Raw genomic sequence first — 20,684 nt, 5'->3', positions numbered from 1 at the left:
AAATAGTGAATTAACCAAATAAAAACCATCTTATAGTGAAAAATAACACAATAAAACTTCAATCTTATGTGAAAGGCTTCGTTTACTTCCATCCGGAAGTTATCCGCATGCTGCTGCTCGGTTTTTCTGCCGGTTTACCCTTTTTATTGGTGATGGGGACATTTTCACTGCTACTAAAAGATGCTGGAATCACACGCAGCGATATTGGCTATGCATCATGGATTGGTCTGGCGTATTCCATCAAAGTGCTATGGGCTCCATTAGTTGATAATTTAAAAATTCCATTTCTGGATAAGCTGTTTGGGAAACGACGCAGCTGGCTGTTTGTGGCTCAGGTCGGTATCACAGCCTGCCTGTCGGCGATAGCGATTACCGATGCAGCGGTCAATACGGCAATGATTCTCGGTTTTGCAATCGTTACTGCATTCTTGTCAGCAACTCAGGATATCGTAATCGATGCCTTCCGGGTTGAAAGTGTCGATGATAAGAAGCAGGGTGCAGCGTCAGCCATGTATATTATGGGTTACCGCCTGGCAATGATAGCCGCCGGTGCTGGTGCATTGATTCTTGCCGACGCAGAAATTGGCGGCAACTGGGAAGTAAGCTATAAAATTATGGCGCTGTGCATGAGTATCGGGCTTATTGGCTGGTTATTGTCGCCGGAACCACCTCATGTTGAAAAAGCTATTGGCCACTCAGAGCTGGATCACCGAGTAACTAATCGTTTACTAAATATCGTTCCCGCAACCAGCACACGATTGAAAGATTTCATTCAGCATAGTAGTGTTTCTCAGCATATCATCCGAGCCATTATTTCACCTTTTGTCGATTTTATTATCCGGTTCAGGTGGTGGGGGCTGGTCATCATTGCCTTTATCATGGCTTTTCGAGTAAGCGATCTAGTCATGGGGGTCATGACCAATGTCTTCTATGACGATATGGGCTTCAGCAAAACCGAGATTGCTGAGATTTCGAAAGTTTATGGCTTAATAATGACCATTGTTGGAGCTTTTATTGGCGGGATAGCCGTTAATAGGGTCAGTATATTAAGGTGTCTTTATACCGGTGCATTACTGGTTATGATGACTAATTTACTGTTTGCCCATATGGCTACTTTGCCTAAAAGTAATGAGCTACTGATTGCCGTAATTAGTGCGGACAACTTGGCAGGAGGTTTCGCTCAAGGTGTTTTGATGGCCTATTTCGCGACATTAGTGAATAAAGAGTTTACCGCTACTCAATATGCTCTCTATACGTCATTGATGACATTGGTCGGTAAGATTCTTGGCGGATTCAGTGGCGCAGATATCGATCGCTGGGGTTATGAGCTTTTCTTTATTTACACTGCTTTCTTAGGGATTCCAGCCGTAATCCTGGTGATGGCGTTGATGTATCGAGAGAAGTTATTAAAGTCTAATGAAGAAGAGTAGGGGCGAATATGCACTCGCCCCAAACAGACTAGAAATGGAAATTCAAGCTGGCGTAGTAACCGTCGAAAGTGAAGTCTGTTGATAAGTCATCAAAGTTATCAAATTCTACCGTGAAGTTGCGGTAACCTACTTCAAAACCAAAGCCTGTCTCACCTTCATATCCAAAATACAAAGTATAGTCATTGATTTTATCATCAGTAGTTTGGCCGATGTTCATGGTGCTGCCTACATTAAAGCCAGTTAATGGTAAGTCAAACTGTGCTTTGCCGTATAGCATTGGCACTGTGCCTTTAAAATCAACTCTTGAAACTATTGGGCCTCCAGTTGTTACCTCAACGCCAACGTCTACAAAACCATCAAATTGCTTTCCCGTAATACCAAGATCGAGATTTACCCAGTTATCAAGAATTTCATAGTATAGAGTGTAATCGGTATTGCTGAAGTCATAGTTAGAAACTGTTGGTGTTCCTGCTAAAAACGGAACAGAGCCAAACGTATAGTTCTGACTGGCGGTACCACGGCCTTGACCCTCAAGATTGTTCTGCTGGATTTTGATATTAGGCAGAACTGGAATTGGATGCTCTAAAGCTACAAAGTAACTATTGTCGTCGCTATCGTCATAGCCTAAGTCATCATTAAAATCGATATTTTCGGAGCCAGTTCTTACATAACCATCGATATCATAGTTCCACTTTTGTGCACCTGCATAGACACCAATGACATCAGCTGAAGCAATGCTTGAAGTCGCTAAAATGGTGGTTGCCAGGAATAATTTATTAAATTTCATAGTTTACCCTCTAAACCTATGGTTGTTAGTTGTCGCTATTCTAAGCATTTTATTGTTAAAAACCCACTGCTAAGTCCTTCAGTGTGTTAACTAATCGACGCATCGCTTGCTATAATCGTGACATCTTTCTTAAAGCAAACCTTCTTGTGAATATTCGATTTGGCGGAATTGCCCGACTTTATGGGCAGAAAGCATTGGACAATTTTCAGCAATCTCATGTCTGTGTCATTGGCGTTGGTGGTGTCGGGTCATGGGCTGTTGAGTCGTTGGCGCGTTCAGGTATTGGAAAAATCACCATGATTGATCCAGATGAAGTTAGCGAGTCCAATATCAATCGCCAACTGGTGGCGCTGGAAAACACCATTGGTCAAGGAAAGGCCGAAGTATTGAAGGAACGAATCGAACAGATTAACCCAGATTGTAAGGTCACTATCATTGAAGATTTGCTCAAGCCTGATAATGTCAGGGATTATATTTCTACTGAATTTGATTACGTTGTTGATGCTATTGACAGTGCGCGCAGCAAGGCCGCACTGATCCGATTCTGTAAGCGTAACAAGATCCGTATTGTTTGTGTCGGTGGTGCTGGTGGACAAATCGATCCAACCCAAATCACTATTGCCGATTTGACGCGAACCCACAATGACCCATTGCTGGCTAAAACACGCTCCATTCTGCGCTATGACTATGGCTTTTCCAGCAATCCCAAGCGCAAATATCAAGTCCCCTGTGTTTACTCTACTGAACAACTCTCGTATCCATTGCCAGGCGGCGGTATTACTCAAGCCAAACCTGATTCAGATAGAGCCTTAAGAATGGCCTGTGATGTTGGAATGGGATCTGCTACCCACATCACAGCGACCTTCGGTAATTTTGCGGTAGGTTTGGTGTTACAAAAACTGGCAGAAAAGAAAAAATAAAAAATCACCTTGGCAAAGAAATATCTCAGATTCTCTCAGTGGTTAGGCTTACTGCTACTTATAAATCAATAAACGACATAAACCAGCTTGATTTGATACAAAACCAAGCTATACAAATACATTGAATCACTTTATTGTGGACAGGTTTTTATAATTCGAACAATGGCTAGAGGAACGTCATGAAACAGCTTTTTAATTTATTAATTACTCTGGCAGCCGCACTTTTTATAACAGGCGCCGCCCACTCAAAAATAATTCCCATCGAGGATTTCGCTAAAAAATCTCAGTTCAAAAGTGCAAAAGTATCGCCGGATGGTGAACATATTGCCTTTACCTACGAAGATGGTTCTGAAGTTAAATTGGCAGTAATGAATATTGCCGATAATAAAATTTTAACTTCATTTGATGTTGGTGATGAACGACAAGTAGACTTCTTTTTTTGGGTAAATAACGAGCGCGTACTAATGCGTGCTAGTAATATCACTGGATTATGGGATGGTGCTGATAAAGATTATCGGCTGGTCGCTGGTAATATTGATGGCACTAAACGCGTCCAACTATGGGATTTTCAGCGTTCTGGCATCAGATACATCAGCCGTTTAAAAGATGATGATGACAAAATTTTAATTGGTAAGTCTCATTGGACTGAAAAAGGTGGCATGAAACTCCACAGAATGGATGTCTACACTGGGCAATTATTTTATAACAGTGACTCTCCTAAGCCAGTAGGCGGCTCAGATGCAGTTATCCGCTCTATTAATGTGGATCTAAATGAAGTGCCAAGAGTTGCTGTTGAGTATGACCCTGTAAACAAAGATGATATCACCGATGATGTATCACGACTCCATATTAAGGATTTGCAGGGTAACTGGACAACCTTAAAGCTTCCTGTAAAGCATGAGGGAATTCCTGTTGTAGGTGGTATTGGTTTTAACCTGAAAAACGATAAATTTTACTTTGTTTCCAACCATGATCTTGACCATGAAGGCGTCACAGGGTTGTTTGAACTTGATTTAAGATCACGAAAAATTAAGTTCCTGCATCGCCATCCGGATGTAGATATAGGTGGCGGTTTATATGGCGCTCAAGGAGAGGTAATAGGTGTTACTTACGAGCCGGGATATCCTGAATATTTTTACTTGAGTGATGACTCAGTAGCTGGAGAGGTTGCATTCCATAAATCTTTGCGTGCCAGCTTTCAGGGGCAAGATATTATTATGACAGGCTATAGTGATGATAATAAGTTAGCCATGGTTGCAGTTTATAGTGATAAAAACCCTGGCGATTTTTTCCTATTTAATCGAGAAAATAATAAAGCAAAATACATTGCAAGTTCTATGCCGCATATCAAGCCAGAGCAAATGGCCTCGGTTGAACCATTTATAATGACATCTCGTGATGGTTTAAAAATGTATGGGCAGATTACCATTCCAAATGGATTAGCTCCAAAAAAGCTTCCAATGGTGGTGTACCCGCACGGTGGACCTTATTGGGTCAAGGATAGTTGGGGTTATGATTGGCGAGCACAACTACTAGCTAACCGCGGCTATCTTGTTCTACAGTTGAACTTCCGTGGCTCAGGCGGCTATGGTAAGGATTTTAGAGATCTAGGGGATGCAGAGTGGGGTGGTAAGATGCAAGATGACTTAACCGATGCAACTCTCTGGGCGATTGAGAAAGGTCTAGCCGACAAAGACCGTATTTGTATTCATGGTGGAAGTTATGGAGGTTATGCCTCAATGCAAGCAGTGGTTAAGGAGCCAGACCTGTATCAGTGTTCAATTCCAGAAGCTGGTATCTATGAAATGGATCTTCAGTGGACAAAAGCAGATTCCTTTAGAGGCAACTCTAAAGCAAGAGATAACTACATTACTCAAGTTATTGGTGAAAATACTAAAGAAAAAATTCGTGAGCGCTCGCCTGCTTATCATGTGGATAAACTTAAAGCTTCACTTTTAATAGTGCATGGAGAGGACGATGTAAGGGTTCCATTTGATAATGCACAGTTCTTGGAAGAAAAACTGAAGGAAGCTGGTAAAGAGTATGATACTTTCTACCGTGAAGATGGCCACGGTTTCCAGAAAGTTGAGTACCGTGTTGAGTCTTTTGAGAAAATTTTAGATTTCCTCGAAGAGCATATCGGCGAGTAACTTTAACCATCAAAACTTGATAGCCATCTTCGGGTGGCTATTTTTTTGTCTAATATTTTTAGTTGGTATCTTGAAATAATATAAGGCTATCCCCAAATAGGATCGTGAGCGCTAAGTCTCTGAGAGATTAGGGCTCATAAACATTAACAATATATTGCTTCTATTGGAGGATATGATTATGAATAGAATTGACTTAAGTCCATTGTACCGTAGTAGTGTTGGCTTCGATCGTATGGCATCTTTACTGGATAGCACATTGCGAGGCGAACAATCTTCTAACGGTTACCCACCCTATGACATCGAAGTTCTTGATGAAAATAAATACGCCGTAACCATAGCTGTTGCTGGTTTCGGTCGCCATGAACTGGACATCCAGGTTGAGAAAGGTGTTCTAACAGTTCGTGGACGTAAAGAAAAAACCGAAGAAGAACGCAAGTTCTTGCATCAAGGCATAGCTTATCGTGCCTTTGAACGTAAATTTAATTTAGCTGATCACGTAGAAGTCGTATCAGCTGATCTGAACAACGGTTTATTAACCATTAACCTGAAGCAGGAAATCCCTGAAGCCATGAAACCTCGTACCATCGAGATTGGTACTTCAGAAGCCAGTTCAGACAAAAAGTCGGACAGAGTCCTTGAGCATAAAAAGGAGTCTGAACAGGCAGCGTAATCAAAACAGTTCGCTTGCTGTATTGGTAAGCAGCAAACAGAATCAATAAACCGTTAGTCATAAAAAAAGCAGTAGTCGTTGGCTACTGCTTTTTTATTGGCTGTTAGCAAAAGAAGTTTAGCTGAGTGCCAGTTTTCCGTCATCGGTTTCCTGGCATAACTCCAATAAAGTTGCTAACAATAAGTTAGAGCCTTGCTCGACATCCTGCCAATGCGACCATTCATCCGGTGCGTGACTGACGCCGCCAACGCTGGGAATAAAAATAAGTCCAGTTGGAGTAATGTCAGTAAAGAACTGGATATCATGACCGGCGCCACTGGGCATTCGTAAATGGCTATAGCCCAACTCTTTTGCCTTTTCCTCTATCAAATTCACCAGTTTGGGACTGAAATATTTTGGTTCCAGCCAGCTCATCTGCTCGTACTCAAAGCGTAACTTATGCTTGCGGGCGATAGAGGAGAGCACCTTGCCACAGCTGTTAGCAACTTGCTGCATGACTTCTTCACTCATGTCACGACCGACCAATGTAAAGTGCGCTTCACCGGGAATGGTGTGTGCATAACCGGGCTTTAAATCTACACGGCCAATGGTCAGGCGGGTTTTATCGGTGCCTTCCTCATCAATGATGCGGCTGATCTCATGGGCAAAATCGGCGACACCCATAAAGGCATCACTGCGCATATCCATCGGTGCAGTACCGGCATGGTCGGCTTTACCTTTAAGTTTGACCAGCCATTTAAATACGCCGGATATGCCGTCAACAACGCCTATGGTTTTCTGTTGTTTTTCGAGCACGGGTCCCTGCTCGATATGCAACTCGAGAAAGGCCTTGATACTGCCGGGGTCGCGTCGACAATGCAGCGCATCATGAATATCCAGTCCACACTGTTGCATCGCATCTTTTAGAAACTCACCTTTGGGATCGCGAGCAGACTCCAGCCATTGAAAATTGAGATTACCACTTAAGGCCTGGGCACCCAGCATGCCGCCAAAGCGACCTTCTTCTTCACTGGTGCCTATGATTTCGATGGGATGCTTGGGTTCGATATTATTTTCCCTAAGTACGCGAATGCACTCCAAGCCTGCCATAACGCCCAGAGTACCATCAAACATACCACCTGCTGGTACTGAGTCGAGGTGCGAGGCAATGATAATGGCGGGTTTGTCGGGGTCACCTAATCGGCCACAAACATTGCCGACACCATCCATATGAGTTGTCAGGCCGTTAGCCTCGAACTGTTGCATGACCCAGCGACGAGCCTGCATGTCCACCTCGGTAAGACCTTGGCGGTAGATGCCTTTATCTTTTGGATTAAAACCAAAGTTGGCTAGCTCATATAAGTCTTTTTCAATTCGTTCAATATTTACGGAATAGATAAGCCATCCTCCTTTTGAATTATTGCTTATACCCTAGCAAATTACTGTAGGTTATTGTAAGTGATTAATCTTTAGTCAGCCAATTTGATTTGAATACAAAGCTTTGCTAAAGTGGCTTGTCTTTGCAAAGACAGCATAACTTTTATGGCCTTACACCTGATTGCGGTCATTTTTTCCATTGTTACATTCAGTAGCGCAGCAATTTCTTCGGGTTGCGAAGGAAGTGCTTGCGAGTTTGAGCTGATGCCACAAGAGCAAAGTTCTAACGCCGGTTACTTTAGTGTTGAATGGAATAGTTTGACTACAAATCAAAGTGAAGACGAGCAAGTCTTGACTGACTCTGCTTACCAAGCTCCCAAATATCTTCAATTGGCAACCAACGAAGGCTTTTCGCCTGAGTTGCAACGTCTGGATATTACCTATCAGAACAAGATTCATCTGACGGGGTACGATGATGGAACCTACTTCCTTCGTCTGCTGGATGAACAGCAGAACGTCTTAAGTAATGTAGCCACAGTTACCGTAGAGCACCATCCCCTTGAGCGCGTATGGTTGGTTTTTGGTATTGGCGCGGTGATGTTCGCCATTCTCATTGGTTACATGATTTCTAGAGCCTTTCGCACAAAAGAAACTTCAACAGAAGACTAACTCATGGACTTTAATCCTATTTCAATAACGATGGCAGCAAGCCTGTTGGTGGCTTTTGGTGTGATCTGGATCTTTTTCGGTTGGTGGTTAGGCCGAAAAAATAAAGACCTGGATGACTTCATGCTGGCCGGACGTAATGTGGGTTTCGCTTTTGCTTCGGCAACGGCAATGGCCACCTGGATCACCAGTAATACGACTTTAGTAGCACCACAGTTGACCTATCAGTTTGGTATCTGGGGCATGGTCGGTTATTCAATGGCTGCTCTGGGCTTGATCCTATTCGCGCCGATGGCGAAACGTATTAAAGAGCTGATGCCGCAGGGCTACACCTGTGGTGACTTCATTCGGGTGCGTTACGGTAAAGTCGCCTGGATCATCTTTCTCATCGTATCCTTTTGTTATGCCCTTGGCTGGCTGGTCAGTCTTGGCATGGCCGGTGGTGTTTTGCTATCCACCTTGAGTGGTCTTAGCTATCACCTCGGTATGACAGCGATATTAATCATCTGTGTCGGATACACCTTGCTGGGTGGACTCAGAGCGGTTATTGCCACTGACTATGTGCAAACTCTGATCATCCTATTTGGTGTATTGATCATTGGTTATGTCTGCTACCAAACGGTTGGCCTGGATACTGTTTATGAGTCAGCGAAAGAGGAACATCCGCAACTGCTGAACTTATTATTCCCTGCGGCCATCATGTTTTTGTTTAACAATATCTTCTTTGGTATTGGTGAGATTTTCCATTCAAATGTCTGGTGGTCTCGAGCCTTGGCTTTCCGTCAAGGAATCGGTAAACGCGCTTATCTGTTGGCCGGTTTATTATGGTTGCCTATTCCGATTGTCACAGGCTTCATTGCTTTGGCAGCTCCTGCGCTAGGCATTTATCCAGCAGAAGCGGATATGGTTGGGCCAATGGTGGCAGCGAAACTACTAGGTTCAGTCGGTGCAATTTTCGTGTTCATTGTGGTCTTTTCTGCGCTAGCTTCGAGCCTTGATTCTTTATTGGCTGCAACCAGCGACTTGATCACCAAAGATATCTACAAAGGATTTATCAACAAGCAGGCCGATAATAAAAAACTGGAAAAAGTCGGTCGTCACGTAATTTTGATGCTGGGTTTTGCAACATGGCTCATCTGTTTGCCAAGAGCAGGGACTTTAGGTGAAGTTCTGAATCTGGCAGGTGCATTTGTGGCAAGTGCTATCTGGCCGATTGTGTTAGGACTTTATCAGCAAAGACTGTCTGGTAAATTTGCCGGAGCAGCCATGGCATTAGGCACAACTTGTGGACTGATTGGCTATTTCAGCATTGGCTTTTACGTCGGTGCATTAATCAGTTGCTGTGTGTCATTTATTGTTTGTATGCTGGGACTGATGCTCAAAGACGATCAGTTTGACTGGAACCGTTTAGCAAATATGGAGAAGTAACATGCTAATGTCTTTTGATGCGCTCCAATTTTTAATTCTCGCGGCGATGGCAGTGACCTGTCTGTCGCCAATCATCCTCATAGTGTTACTCGTAAGAGACTGGTTAAAGGACCAATTATGGTAGACCAATTGAAAGATGAAGATCTGGTATTTTCCAGAGCAAAACCTGATGTCTTTGGTGATGCACACCCCAAAGCATTATTGAAAACGATTCAAGAAGATGGTGATGCGCTTGTTAAGTTAGCGAATCAACACATCATTAGCTGCGACCAATTTGATCGCCAAACTATTCTGCAACTGTTTCGTTTGGCCAGTAAATATGAAAGCAACCCGAAGCGCTTTAATACGCCATTAAAAGGTAAGATTTTAATCAGTGCTTTTTATGAGCCCAGTACGCGTACGCGTTTGTCTTTTGAAAGTGCCTGGCATCGCTTGGGTGGTGACATTATGTCCATCACTGACCGCTCAACTACCGGTATCGCTAAAGGCGAATCACTGGCTGACATTGGTGAGATGTTTAACAACTATGGCGACTGTGTGGTGCTACGTGAGTCAAATGAAGACTCGGTAAAAGAAATGACATCGACTTTACGCATTCCGATTATCAATGCCGGTAACGGAACCGATGAGCACCCAACTCAGGCCATGGCGGATCTATATACTATATTTAAATGGCGTCCTGAATTGTTGAAAGACAACCCACAGAAAATTCGTGTTGGTATTGTCGGTTTACCAAATTACATGAGAACAGTTCGAAGCCTGTTAAAAATCTTTTCATTGTTCCCTGAAATCTTTGAAGAAGTTGTCATTATTCATGACAAGACCGATGATGATATTTTCACAGAAGGACAAAGAGAACAGCTTGAAGAAGCAGGTTTAAATCTACGTTTAACCAATCGTTTAAACAAGGAATTGCCTGAACTGGATGTGGTTTATATTAACGCGATTGCATGGGTCGGTGATGACTTTGAATCGCATGGTGATAAGTTTGTATTAAACGCTCAATCACCTTTAAAAGAAGATGGCATCATTTTGCACCCATTGGCGCGAGGTGATGAGCTATCAACTGATTTAGATGAAACGCCTCACAACTGGTACTTTTCACAGGCGCGCGGTGCGGTATTCCTGCGCATGGCCTTGCTAACCTGCATGGTGGAAAGAACCGAAATGGTGATGGATGTTATATAGGTTAAATAGTCTCTAGCCACAACCTCATTGACTCAAGAATGAGGTTGTCCCACTAGAAAAAGCGTTTAAACCTGATTTCAAAAATTTTTTAGATAAGATTCCAAGGAGAATTTTTATATGTGCGGTATTGCCGGTGTAATTCATCGTGACAAAGATCGAACTATTGATGCACAAACACTCGTCAACATGGCGGCCATTCAATATCACCGAGGGCCTGATAACTTCGGTTATTACAATCCAGAAGGTGTTGGTGTAGGCCTGAGTCATGCGCGGCTGACCATTATCGATCTGGATGAAGAACGCGGGCGACAGCCTCTTGTCAGTGATGACCAGCGTTACATGATGGTGCATAACGGTGAGTTTTATGACTTCCAGCGTATTCGTGCCGATATGACGGCGCAGGGCGCACGTTATCAGACCAAAAGCGACTCTGAAATTGTGCTGCAAATGTATCCGCACTATGGCATCGAAAAAACCGTTGAGAACTTGCGCGGTGAGTTTGCCTTCTCGATTTATGATCGCGAAGAAGAAACCATGTATCTGGTGCGTGATCGTTTTGGTATTAAACCTTTGTACTGGACAGAAACAGAACATGGCGTGGTGTTTGGTTCTGAGTTAAAGGTGCTATTCGCACATCCTGAAGTTAAGCGTGAGATTGACTCGCAGGGTCTATACCACCAACTGATTCAGGTGATGATTCCTGGTTCAACGGCGTTTAAAGGCGTTAATCAGGTACCTCCGGGTCATTGGATTAAAATTCAACGTCGCAATGGAAAGCTGGAAATTTCTCAGCATAAATACTGGGACATTGATTTCCCACAAGCCGAAGCGCATCTGGATGTAAAAGATGAACAGGAATACATCGATGGCGTGCGTGAGAACTTGCTTGAAGCGGTTCAACACCGTCTCAATGCTGACGTTCCCGTTGGAGCCTATCTTTCAGGCGGTATCGATTCATGTTCGATTATTGGCTTGTCTGCGTCAGTGCGTCAGGATCCAGTTAAAGCCTTTACCATTGGCTTTGATGATGCCGATTATGATGAAACACCGATTGCCCGCGAAATGGCAGAAATGGTGGGCGCAGAGCAAATTATTCTGCCGCTTTCAGCAGAACATCTGTATGACCATTTCGAGCGAACCATTTGGCACACAGAACGAACCATCTACAACACTCTGGGTGTCGCAAAACTATTGATGAGTCAGAAGGTTCGTGAGCAGGGTTACAAGGTGGTATTGACGGGCGAGGGTAGTGATGAATTATTTGCTGGCTATCCTGCATTCCGTAATGACATGTTCCTGTACGGGCTGGATGACCTGCCAGAAAATCTGCGCAAAGAAATGCAATCAACTCTGGCCGAATCAAACAAGCTGTTCAAGGGCGCCATGTTACCGAGAGAAGCATTCCGCTCCGATGCGATTGATGCCAAAGTAGGCTTTACACCAACCTGTATTCAAAACTGGATGGGCTGTGATGGATTCGCGCGTCAATTAATGAGCAAAGATCATCAGGCCAATATCAGTGATTATGATCCGGGCACAGCGATGGCTGAACAGTTTGATGAAACTCAGTTAGAAGGTCGTCATCCTCTGGATAAAGCGCAATATGTCTGGATTAAAACCATGTTAGAAGGTCAAATTCTGACCTGGGGCGGGGACCGTGTGGATATGGCTAACTCTATGGAAGCGCGTCCACCATTCCTTGATCATCATCTGGCGGCATACGCGGTAAATATTCCACCACAAATGCGAATCAAAGGCCCGGTAGAGAAATACGTCCTAAAAGAAGCCATGAAAGGCCTACTACCAGAAACTTTATACAAACGCCAGAAGTTCGCTTTTATGGCACCACCAGCGCATACCGATAAGAAAAAATGGAATGCCCTGATGGAACTGATGGAAGAGTTCGCCAGCGAAGAAAAAGTCGCTGAAGCAGGCCTAATTGATTATGGTGCGCTACAGGATATGATCAGGAAAAATGATGATCCAAGCGTACCACGAGAGGATAAAGTACAGATGGATGCCATCCTTAACCACGTGCTTGGCGTGCAACTTCTGCATCACCACTTCATCGAAAATGATGTGCCTAAAATGGCCGCTGCAAAAGCCCATGAGTTAGGCTGGGTTGCCTAAAGGCGAAAAGAAATTGGTGAAATTTGAAAAAGGTAGCTTCTAAGCTGCCTTTTTTATTTTCTAACGTAAAAATTAAAGTACAGGAGAAATGGTTGGTTCAGAATAAATAGCTATTGGTGATAACCATTGTCTGGTAATCTTTGCTAAAAGTTAGTGGGTGTCCAAAACTTGTTTTTTTTCAAATTCAGAGGGAGATAAATGAACAAGAAGTCATAAGAATAAGCCTAATTTCTCCGTGGAGGTATTGATTTGATAAATAAATTTTTAAGAGTCTCTTTTATCGTAGTAATGTGTAGCACCATTCCTTTGTGCGTTTCACTTATACTTACACTTAATTGGCCGATATATAGTTTTGGGCCACCAGGATTACATTTGTCTAACTTTGGTTTATCGCTTGTACTTATATTGGCTACGTTACTTTACTTAAATATTTTTTTAAAACAAAATAATGGAGTCAGAGGGTTTAGAAATATATTCAATCATGCTGACACAAAGATTGGAGCAGTTTTGGCGATTATTTTTGGCCCTGCAGTTATACTTTTTTCTGTTGGATTTATGAGCGTGACTATCGACCACTGGCAACTAAGACTATTTGCTGATAATGAATCTTTCATTGAGGTCAGAGTTAATAAACTAGATAATAATAAGTTCAACTGGTCAACTTGGAAAGTTAGAGTTGAAAATCTGGAGACTTCAAAAGGTAATACATTGTTCCTTTCAAAAAGAATGATTTCCGACTCTGATATTGGTAAGTGCTTGAGATTAAGTGGTCGGGAAAATGAATATGGTCTTTATATTGAACAAAAGACATATATAAGCTGTGATGGATGAAAGTTCTTTGGGAAAGTATTGTGGAAACTAATGGGGTCAGAGTAAATAAACTTTAATCAGCAATTCAACTATTGCTCTATATTTGTCTGTGGCTCAATTTCCTGTGCATTCATCATGCTGGCGACGCGTTGAAAGGCGGCCAATAGTTGAGTTTGCTCCCAGTCTTCCAATCTATTAAATCGTTCGATGAAATAATCCTGCATTGGTGGTGGGGCTGATTCTAATAATACTTCGCCTTTTTCCGTAAGAGATAAATTAAAACGACGCTTGTCGGTTTGGCTTCTTATCCGTGTGACCAGATCGCGGTCCTGCATCCGGTCAATAATGCTGGTGATAGTGCCTTGGCTTAAGTTCAGTGTTTCTGCCAGCTCTTTTGGTGAAATGACTTTGGTGCGACTGATTTGTTTGAGGATCAGAAGTTGTGGGCCAGTAACACCTGCTTTTTTAGCAAGCTCTTTGGAATAGAGATCATTGGAGCGAATGATTTTACGCAGGGAGACAAGAAGGTCTTCGTATTTTTCCATAGAGCTTTTAGCGAATTGAGCTGACTGATAATAGATCCAACTGTAACCAAATATTCATATAAAATCCATGCCATCGCTAATCATCCTTAATCACTTACATTTATTTCACAGGTCAATGGTAAATTATGCTTTTAGTTAATAGTTATTATTTATGACCGAGCATGCAGCTTTCATTGCAATTATTGAGTACTGTTGTAAGGTTTGCTAATCAAATTGATTCATGAAGGAAAGTCTTATGTCGAACGAAGTGATTAAGTGTAAAGCCGCTGTGGCCTGGGAGGCGGGTAAGCCACTGTCAATTGAAGAAGTTGAAGTCCAGCCACCGCAAAAAGGCGAGGCTCGGGTTAAGATTGTGGCGACAGGTGTTTGCCATACAGATGCTTTTACTTTGTCAGGTGATGATCCTGAGGGCGTATTCCCCAGTATTCTAGGACATGAAGGCGGTGGCATAGTTGAGTCGGTTGGTGAGGGTGTGACCAGCGTTAAGCCGGGTGACCATGTGATTCCTTTGTACACGCCAGAATGCGGTGAGTGTAAATTCTGTTTGTCTGGCAAAACTAATCTGTGCCAGCAAATTCGCGAAACTCAAGGTAAAGGGTTGATGCCAGATGGCACAACGCGATTCTCAATTAATGGCAAGCCCATTTATCATTACATGGGCACATCGACTTTCTCCGAATATACTGTTCTACCTGAAATCTCTCTGGCCAAAGTTAATCCAAAAGCACCGCTTGAAGAAGTTTGTCTGCTTGGCTGTGGCGTCACAACGGGCATGGGCGCGGTGATGAACACCGCTAAAGTCGAAGAGGGAGCGACTGTTGCAATTTTTGGATTGGGCGGTATTGGTTTATCGGCAGTGATTGGTTCTGTGATGGCAAAAGCCAGTCGCATCATTGCCATTGATATTAATGAATCTAAATTTGAACTTGCTAAAAAGCTTGGTGCAACTGATTGCGTCAATCCAAAAGATTATGACAAGCCTATTCAGGAAGTGATTGTTGAGATGACCGATGGTGGCGTTGATTACTCATTCGAGTGTATCGGCAATGTTAATGTTATGCGTTCAGCGCTAGAGTGTTGTCACAAAGGTTGGGGCGAGTCTGTAATTATAGGTGTCGCTGGCGCAGGGCAAGAAATCTGTACTCGTCCATTCCAACTGGTAACTGGTCGTGTGTGGAAAGGAACCGCTTTTGGTGGCGTTAAAGGTCGTTCTGAACTTCCTGATTATGTTGAACGTTATCTTGCTGGTGAGTTTAAGCTGGATGACTTTATTACCCACACCATGCCACTTGAAAACATAAACGAAGCCTTTGACCTGATGCATGAAGGCAAAAGTATTCGCAGCGTGATTCATTACTAAGGGAGTAGTTATGAGTATTAATGAAATTTCAGCTAATAAAAGCTTTGAAGGTTGGCATAAACAATTTACTCACTCTTCATCGGTATTGAATTGTGAGATGCGTTTTGCAGTGTACTTACCTCCGCAGATGGAGCAAGGAAAGAAGGTCCCAGTTTTATATTGGCTCTCAGGGCTGACTTGCACTGATGAAAACTTTATGCAGAAAGCTGGGGCGCACCGCATGGCTGCAGAACTTGGCATGATGATCGTTGCGCCAGATACCAGTCCGCGTGGCGATGATGTTGCTGATGATGATGGATATGACCTGGGAAAAGGCGCGGGCTTTTATGTCAACGCCACTCAGGAGCCGTGGTCAAAGCACTATCAGATGTATGATTATGTTACGCGTGAACTACCACAGATCATTGAAGGCAACTTTTCAGTGAGCGATAAGAAAGCGATTGCTGGACACTCGATGGGTGGACATGGTGCACTGATGATTGCTTTGCGTAATCCGGAAATGTTTGTTTCAGCTTCGGCATTTAGCCCTATCGTTAATCCCATGAATTGCCCCTGGGGACAAAAAGCCTTCACTGCCTATTTAGGCGATGACAAAGATGAGTGGCAACAATACGATAGCTGTTACCTGTTGCAGCAAGCCGAACAAAAAACTCCTATGCTGATATCACAAGGCCAAGCGGATCAGTTTTTAGTGGAGCAACTTAAAACAGAAGCTTTGGAAGCGATTGCTCACGAAAAGTCAGCGCCGGTGACTATCGAAAGACATGATGGCTATGATCACAGCTATTACTTTATTGCCAGTTTCATTGAGCAGCACTTAAAGTTTCACGCTGAGTATTTATCGTAACCATTTCTATTAAATCTTAAATAAAAAAAGAGGTGCCTTTCGGCACCTCAATCGTTTCGGGGCAATGTTATGGTTTGTAATTTTGATTAAGCACCTTCTTTAACAGGTACGCCGATTGGTTGAGTACCTTCAGCTGGTTCACGCAACCCTTTAATCACTTGCCAGGTTACTGCTAGAGCACCGACGATGAAGACCACGTCACCGATAGTTCTAACCCAACGTAAGGTGTAAAGGATGTCGCTCTGCATGACTGCTTCGCTACGTGCATACCAGAAGCCTTCGCTGGCACTTGCGTAGAACTGAATCAAACCGACTGGCAACAAGCTGGTTAATAACATCATGACCAGACCTATGTTGAGCCACCAGAAACCAGTTTTCATCAACTTCTCATCAAACACCATGTGTGGACGGATGTAGCGCAGAATCAAGAGGACAAACCCTATCGCCAGGAATCCGTAGACACCGAACAGTGCTGCGTGAGCGTGAGTTGGAGTCATGTTCAAACCTTGCACATAGTATAGTGATACTGGTGGGTTAATCATGAAACCAAGTACACCGGCACCAAACATGTTCCAGAAGGCAACAGCGACGAAGCACATTAATGGCCAACGGATTCTGTCCATCCAGGCAGCGCGGTTTTTCAGGCGGTAGTTTTCCCACGCTTCATAACCGAGCACAATCAAAGGTACTACTTCAAGTGCAGAGAAGGTCGCGCCCACCGCCATCACAGGAGTTGTTGTGCCTGAGAAGTACAAGTGGTGGAAAGTACCAGGTACGCCGCCAAGCAAGAACAATGAAGCTGATGCTAAGCTGGCTGCTGTTGCAGTTGAGCGGTTCACCAATCCCATGCTGTGGAAGATAAAGGCCAATGATACTGTGGCGAATACTTCAAAGAAGCCTTCTACCCACAGGTGAACAATCCACCAGCGCCAGAATTCCATCACAGAGATGTGAGTTCTCTCACCGTAGAAGAAGCCTGCACCGTAGAACAAACCAATGGCAACCACTGAAGCGGTTAGTAGAACTAACAGGTTTTTATCACCGGCTTTTTTCAATGCTGGAGCAATACCACGTAACATCAGGAACAGCCAGAGGACGATACCGATGAACTTACCCCACTGCCAGAGACGGCCGAGATCAACATACTCATAGCCCTGATGTCCTAACCAGAAGTTGAGGTTTTCAGGCATGATTTGTGCAATTGCAAGGTAGTTACCAATGAAGGTACCAGCCACCACAGCTACCAATGCCCAGAACAGTACATTGACACCGAGTTTCTGATATTTTGGATCTTTACCGCCGTTGATGATAGGCACCAGGAATAGACCTGCAGCCAGGAAGCCAGTGGCAATCCAGAACATTGCTGCCTGAATATGCCAGGTACGAGCCAATGAGTAAGGAATCCACTTGGAAGTTTCCAGACCATAGAAACCCTGACCTTCAACTGTATAGTGAGCTGTTAGGCCACCCATAAATACTTGCAGGGTGAACAAAGCAACTACGACGAACAAGTATTTACCTAATGCTTTTTGCGAAGGAGTTAACTTGAAGGTAGTGATTGGATCCTGTGCTGGAGCAGGTGGTTCTTCTTCATCATGTTTACGCATGAATGCCCAACCCCAAACCAGACCACCAACGCCGGCAATTAACAGAATCACACTGATGATAGACCAAACAATATTTTCAGAAGTTGGCTTGTTATCAATCAATGGTTCGTGTGGCCAGTTGTTAGTGTAGGTTGCTTCACTACCAGGACGATTTGTTGCAGCAGCCCATGCGGTCCAGAAGAAGAACTGGTTCATGACTTCGCGACGCTCTGCTTTGGGCAAAGTATTTTCTTTCATCGCATAGTTATTACGACGTTCTCTGTACTCAGGGGCATCACTGAACAACTTGTGATAGTAAGCACCAACCTCGGCAATAGCTTTGGCTCGACGTTCTGAAACAGTTACTGTATCAGTGTCTTTATCGTAGGTATTAGTACGGTAGTCCTGCTTTAAGCGATACTGCAACGTTTGTTGCTGTTCACCACTAAGTTCAGCATATGGCGCACCGAAATCTTCGACTGCAGCCATTTCCAACCAGGCTTCCAACTCGCGGTGTAGCCAGTCAGCGGTCCAGTCAGGAGCTTGGTAAGCACCATGACCCCATATCGATCCTAATTGCATGCCGCCTATTGATTGCCAGGCAGTCTGACCATCAAGAATAGAATCATGAGTCATTAAGACGCGCCCGTCAGTAGTGACAAATTGCTCTGGGATAGGGGGCGCTTCGCGATACACTTCACGACCAAAATAGCCAAGGATAGTGAAGGTAACCGCTAAGATACCTATCAGGGTAAACCAGAGTTTGCGATATTTACCCATAGTTAGTGTCCTCCAAGGTAGTTATCAATACGTTCAAATAAAATATTGTTTTCGAGGTGAATATGGTTCATCAGATCTTCCTTGAAGGCGGCAAGGCCGATATAAAGCGCTTGCCAGGTATTACAGGCTTCTGCCGGTAACTGGAAATGGTTTACAAGTTCTTCTAGACGCGCCAGTGATTCCCCATGATCATCATGCTCCATGCGCATAACTGCGACAGGACTTTTCGCCAGACCACCCATGCCACGCTGAATCATAGGAAATAGAATCTGTTCTTCCTTCTGCATGTGCGCTTCCATTTCCTGCTCAACCTCACTTAAGAAACTGGCAAGGCCGGTAGGGCATTCAGGGTGGTTGCCATGTACCGACTCAACGCGTTGCGCCAGACGAATCAACTCCGGCAATTGTTCACGATGAACTTCATGGTAACGTTCAAGAATGTGATTAATCAGTTCATCGTTGGGTACAAATTTTTCACTAAAATCAGCTGACTCGGCTGGTGTCAATTGATTCAATTGAGTAAGAATTTTCTCTACATCAAGGTTTTTCTCCTGGATACAGGTAGCCAGGGCTTGATGTCCCTTACAGCAGAAGTTCATTCCGTAATTGAAGAACACTCTGCTTGCGCCGGGGAGGTCACGAGCAATCTCACCGAGCGACTTGTCTAATAGGTTAATATCAAATGCTGTCATGGCATTGACCTCGTTTGCTTTGAGTAACCACTGAAGCCGCATTCTTGATGTTAGGCACAGCTGCACCTGTTGATGCTTTTTTCAGTGATGGCTTTTTTGTAAAAATGTTGGTTTGTGTAGAAAGCATGAAGATAGTCAGTGCAATATATGCCGCTGACCAGGAAAGGGCCGAGAGCCATAACAAGTTAGGTCCTGTTAGACCAGGAGAGGAGTCAACTATGGCTCCGGCCAAAACTCTAAATAGGGTTGCTAGAAAAAGTAGGCCCAGAATATTCATGATCATAATTTTGGGCTGTGGTAAATGTTTGAACTGATGCAAACGGGATTTAAGGATAACCGATGCTGAAAGTGTTCCCAGGGCGCCTACGGTAATAAAGTGCAGCAATACGTAGGTTGCCATCTCAAAGAAAATAGCAAAGCCCAATGCGAAAGTACCAATTGCCAGCCAGCCGTAACCTATGCCCAGTCCAATCAGGTCAGCGCGGTCGCCACAGCGCCAGATTTGCCAACGAATCAGACGAATCGCAATGACGATCGCCACAATCATTGATAATACTCCTGCTACCTGCGAGGCACCTGGGATCAGGGCAGATATGGCGCCCGCAGGTAGAAGCAGAAGTATTAAAGCTTCAAGCTGTGGTTGAACACGAGCTTGTTGAGTAATGCCATGTTTTTGCATTTCACCGGCAACTGCTGGAGCAATTATCCGCCCTCCGATGAACGCCATTAACATGACCAATAAAAGAATCATGGCCTGCGATAACTGGCCTGGCGCCACTGGCCAGCCCATCTCACGCAAAATCAGCCAGGCTAATGGGACGCTACAGATTGCCATCAATAACGGACTAATCATGCGGTTGCGCCATTTTTTTGCGGCAAAGAAGCGTGGTACGATTTTCCAGGCCAATACCAAAGCGAATAGTGGACTTGACCACTGGCCAATAGCGCCCGCCGGATCCACCCAGTAACCGATACGGGCAAACAACCATAAACCGAATAGTATCCACAACCAGCGTGCTTCAATCTGGCCGAGGGTGTAGCCTGCGATTAACGCCAGAGCAAAGCCAAATAGCATTTCGTGAGCATGGCCCAACCCAACAAATGCGATTAACCATTCGGAACTGAACTGATAGGCAAGCACAGTTAAAACCGCGGTTATCGCTGCATGAATGCAGGCCGCGGGAAAGAAAAGATTCTGTGCGCTAACTTTGTTCACTGATTTGCCCTGATCGTGATTATTCTTAAAGATGTATTTTAAGTACATATTAAGATTTAAAAAATAAGACGTCAACCAAAAAATATATTGCAAATGCATCTTTAGATGGTCTGGACGTCTTTC

The 20,684-nt window shown here is 44.0% G+C and carries 17 protein-coding genes; 11 read left to right on the top strand and 6 right to left on the bottom strand.

The window, feature by feature from the left end:
- Positions 1–35 precede the first annotated feature (35 nt).
- A complete protein-coding gene (locus CW740_RS09685; RefSeq protein WP_157826413.1) occupies positions 36–1,430 on the top strand; it encodes an AmpG family muropeptide MFS transporter in 1,395 nt (464 codons plus the stop codon).
- A 28-nt stretch (positions 1,431–1,458) separates the two neighbouring features.
- On the opposite strand, the gene CW740_RS09680 is transcribed toward CW740_RS09685, so the two are convergent.
- Positions 1,459–2,217: a TIGR04219 family outer membrane beta-barrel protein gene (locus CW740_RS09680; RefSeq protein WP_106647307.1), complete on the bottom strand. Its 759-nt coding sequence runs from the start codon at positions 2,215–2,217 to the stop codon at positions 1,459–1,461.
- Between the two features lie 101 nt (positions 2,218–2,318).
- On the opposite strand from CW740_RS09680, the gene tcdA reads away from it, so the two are divergent.
- The 3 genes from tcdA to CW740_RS09665 all read left to right on the top strand — a co-directional run bounded on the left by tcdA (position 2,319) and on the right by CW740_RS09665 (position 5,957).
- Complete coding sequence (gene tcdA, locus CW740_RS09675; RefSeq protein ID WP_373286461.1) at positions 2,319–3,137, top strand: tRNA cyclic N6-threonylcarbamoyladenosine(37) synthase TcdA; 819 nt, start codon at positions 2,319–2,321, stop codon at positions 3,135–3,137.
- 179 nt (positions 3,138–3,316) lie between these two features.
- Positions 3,317–5,287, top strand: coding sequence for an alpha/beta hydrolase family protein (locus tag CW740_RS09670; RefSeq protein WP_106647305.1), 1,971 nt, complete (start codon positions 3,317–3,319; stop codon positions 5,285–5,287).
- Positions 5,288–5,465: 178 nt separating this feature from the next.
- A complete protein-coding gene (locus tag CW740_RS09665; protein ID WP_106647304.1) occupies positions 5,466–5,957 on the top strand; it encodes an Hsp20 family protein in 492 nt (163 codons plus the stop codon).
- 117 nt (positions 5,958–6,074) lie between these two features.
- Here CW740_RS09665 and CW740_RS09660 read toward each other — a convergent pair whose 3' ends face one another.
- Positions 6,075–7,334 carry a Zn-dependent hydrolase gene (locus CW740_RS09660; protein WP_106647303.1) on the bottom strand — a complete coding sequence of 420 codons (1,260 nt, stop codon included), beginning with the start codon at positions 7,332–7,334 and terminating at the stop codon, positions 6,075–6,077.
- 144 nt (positions 7,335–7,478) lie between these two features.
- Between CW740_RS09660 and CW740_RS09655 the strand changes: the two genes are divergently transcribed.
- The 5 genes from CW740_RS09655 (at position 7,479) to CW740_RS09635 (ending at position 13,556) form a co-directional block, all read left to right on the top strand.
- Positions 7,479–7,982: a hypothetical protein gene (locus tag CW740_RS09655; RefSeq protein ID WP_106647302.1), complete on the top strand. Its 504-nt coding sequence runs from the start codon at positions 7,479–7,481 to the stop codon at positions 7,980–7,982.
- A 3-nt stretch (positions 7,983–7,985) separates the two neighbouring features.
- Entirely contained in the window at positions 7,986–9,407 is a 1,422-nt protein-coding gene (locus CW740_RS09650; RefSeq protein ID WP_106647301.1) for a sodium:solute symporter family protein, read from the top strand.
- 117 nt (positions 9,408–9,524) lie between these two features.
- On the top strand, positions 9,525–10,595 hold the full coding sequence (locus CW740_RS09645) for an aspartate/ornithine carbamoyltransferase family protein (protein WP_106647300.1): 1,071 nt from the start codon (positions 9,525–9,527) through the stop codon (positions 10,593–10,595).
- A gap of 117 nt (positions 10,596–10,712) precedes the next feature.
- Entirely contained in the window at positions 10,713–12,725 is a 2,013-nt protein-coding gene (gene asnB, locus CW740_RS09640) for an asparagine synthase (glutamine-hydrolyzing) (RefSeq protein ID WP_106647299.1), read from the top strand.
- A gap of 372 nt (positions 12,726–13,097) precedes the next feature.
- Positions 13,098–13,556, top strand: coding sequence for a hypothetical protein (locus tag CW740_RS09635; protein WP_106647298.1), 459 nt, complete (start codon positions 13,098–13,100; stop codon positions 13,554–13,556).
- Between the two features lie 68 nt (positions 13,557–13,624).
- On the opposite strand, the gene CW740_RS09630 is transcribed toward CW740_RS09635, so the two are convergent.
- A complete protein-coding gene (locus CW740_RS09630; RefSeq protein WP_106647297.1) occupies positions 13,625–14,080 on the bottom strand; it encodes a MarR family winged helix-turn-helix transcriptional regulator in 456 nt (151 codons plus the stop codon).
- Positions 14,081–14,315: 235 nt separating this feature from the next.
- Here CW740_RS09630 and CW740_RS09625 point away from each other — a divergent pair, with 235 nt between their 5' ends.
- Together CW740_RS09625 and fghA are read left to right on the top strand one after the other, a co-directional pair.
- On the top strand, positions 14,316–15,440 hold the full coding sequence (locus CW740_RS09625) for an S-(hydroxymethyl)glutathione dehydrogenase/class III alcohol dehydrogenase (protein ID WP_106647296.1): 1,125 nt from the start codon (positions 14,316–14,318) through the stop codon (positions 15,438–15,440).
- Between the two features lie 10 nt (positions 15,441–15,450).
- Entirely contained in the window at positions 15,451–16,287 is an 837-nt protein-coding gene (fghA, locus tag CW740_RS09620) for an S-formylglutathione hydrolase (RefSeq protein ID WP_106647295.1), read from the top strand.
- Positions 16,288–16,373: 86 nt separating this feature from the next.
- Here fghA and CW740_RS09615 read toward each other — a convergent pair whose 3' ends face one another.
- The 3 genes from CW740_RS09615 to CW740_RS09605 are packed head-to-tail and all read right to left on the bottom strand — an operon-like array spanning position 16,374 to position 20,561.
- Positions 16,374–18,653 (bottom strand): nitric-oxide reductase large subunit, encoded by a 2,280-nt coding sequence (locus CW740_RS09615; RefSeq protein ID WP_106647294.1) that lies wholly within the window; start codon positions 18,651–18,653, stop codon positions 16,374–16,376.
- A gap of 2 nt (positions 18,654–18,655) precedes the next feature.
- The gene (gene ytfE / locus CW740_RS09610; protein ID WP_106647293.1) at positions 18,656–19,345 is read right to left on the bottom strand and encodes an iron-sulfur cluster repair protein YtfE; all 690 of its coding nucleotides are present in this window, start codon (positions 19,343–19,345) and stop codon (positions 18,656–18,658) included.
- Positions 19,332–20,561 carry an NnrS family protein gene (locus tag CW740_RS09605; RefSeq protein WP_227523842.1) on the bottom strand — a complete coding sequence of 410 codons (1,230 nt, stop codon included), beginning with the start codon at positions 20,559–20,561 and terminating at the stop codon, positions 19,332–19,334. Before CW740_RS09605 ends, ytfE begins: the two co-directional genes overlap by 14 nt.
- Positions 20,562–20,684: the final 123 nt, after the last annotated feature.

Source organism: Kangiella profundi (assembly GCF_002838765.1).
Classification (GTDB): domain Bacteria; phylum Pseudomonadota; class Gammaproteobacteria; order Enterobacterales; family Kangiellaceae; genus Kangiella; species Kangiella profundi.
This window is presented reverse-complemented; position numbering and strand designations above follow the sequence as displayed.